The 1,442-nt window shown below is 29.0% G+C and carries 2 protein-coding genes; both read left to right on the top strand.

Annotation, left to right across the window (positions count from 1 at the left end; all coding sequences use genetic code 11):
• Positions 1–247 (top strand): hypothetical protein (locus tag NCY57_RS16615; RefSeq protein ID WP_250789873.1); only part of this gene is annotated, 247 nt, incomplete at its 5' end.
• A gap of 80 nt (positions 248–327) precedes the next feature.
• Positions 328–1,442, top strand: a 1,115-nt coding sequence (locus tag NCY57_RS16610) for a hypothetical protein (protein WP_250789872.1), incomplete at its 3' end; no start/stop codon positions are given.

Genomic DNA, 1,442 nt, shown 5'->3' with positions numbered 1-1,442 from the left:
AAAATATTTGTTATTGTATTATCTGAAAATTCCAGAAAAGAGTAAAGAAAATGATAGTGCTATAATGGTAAGAATAATGATGAAAAAAATGCCGGAACAAAAAGACTATATTTTAGGTATAGCATCTAAAATGATTAGATTAAAGCTGATATCAGGAAAATTTTTGACTAAATTTGGGGAGGAATATTGTAAATTCGTATTTCAACCATTGCAGGCAGACGAGTGGATTAAACATATTTATAAATGAAATTTTTCTGACGAAATAGAAAGTACGGATGTTTTACTGTATACTGAGTATTTGAAAGTTGGGATATAATAAAAGCTAAAATGAAGAAGAGAATAAGGGAGAAGATGCCAGTAGTGATATATGGACAATATTCTTATGATTGTGAATTGGACAGTATAGACATATATTTTGAATATGGTAATTCGGTCGTGTTTTCTACTGGTGAAAAAACAATAGTAAGTAATGGAATAAAAATGGTTAATTGTGAGAAGTTAGAAGTTATTTCAAAATGTTATGTTGAACAATATCAGGGGCCGTATGAAGCAAAGCGATATTTTAGAGGGGATAATTTGGTAATACAAGGAATAATTACCTTTTTTACTGGTTTACCGCTTACAGTTTATCATAGTAATGACAGCCGTGCAGGGGTCAAACCGATAGAATATAAGAGGCAGAAAATACATTTAAGTATGAATGGTATAGATTATACAAGGGATTTGAAAATTTTACTAAAAAAATTAGAAGAAGAGCCAGAATTGATTATAACCTTATTAGATAGATGGCGAAAAGCGATTTATTTAAAGGCTGAAAGTTGCGATGCAGATTTATATTATGATGAATCCACGTTGAGTTTTTTTCATATTTTAGAATTATTTGGAGATACCGTAAATGGAGAGTTAAGGAAAAAATTAGAAGACAATATTGAAAAGATGTTACAACAACATTATGCGAATTTTTATTTTAATGATAGTCAAATAAAACAGATGGTTGATCAAAATAAAAAAGCAGTTAGCAGTCTTTTAATAGGAGATTATTTAAGCCTTTCGGTTAAAGTGAAATATTTTTTGGAAAAATATGAATTATTGGATGATAATATAGCTTTTTTTATAGATAATATGATTAAGGTCAGGAACGCAATTGCTCATGGGAGAATTACATACCAAAAAGTATTCATATGGCCATTGCCCCAGTTTTTCAATTTGGCTAAAGATTCATATGAAAACATAGAATTTTTATATTTTTTTACGGCAGTAATGATTTCAAAATATGTTGGAATACATTGTTGGGAAGATGAATGGATGGAAATAAAGGGATATTTGATGCCGCCACAAAAGATCGTAGATGCTTTTTTAGAAGGAGAAATTCATATTGAAAAAGATTCCCTAATAGATGGAAATCAATATAATATTTCATGGAGAACATTATTCAATTATTA

The sequence above is a fragment of the Blautia sp. MB18-30 genome, assembly GCF_023669475.1.
In the GTDB taxonomy this organism is placed as follows: domain Bacteria; phylum Bacillota; class Clostridia; order Lachnospirales; family Lachnospiraceae; genus Blautia_A; species Blautia_A fusiformis.
This window is presented reverse-complemented; position numbering and strand designations above follow the sequence as displayed.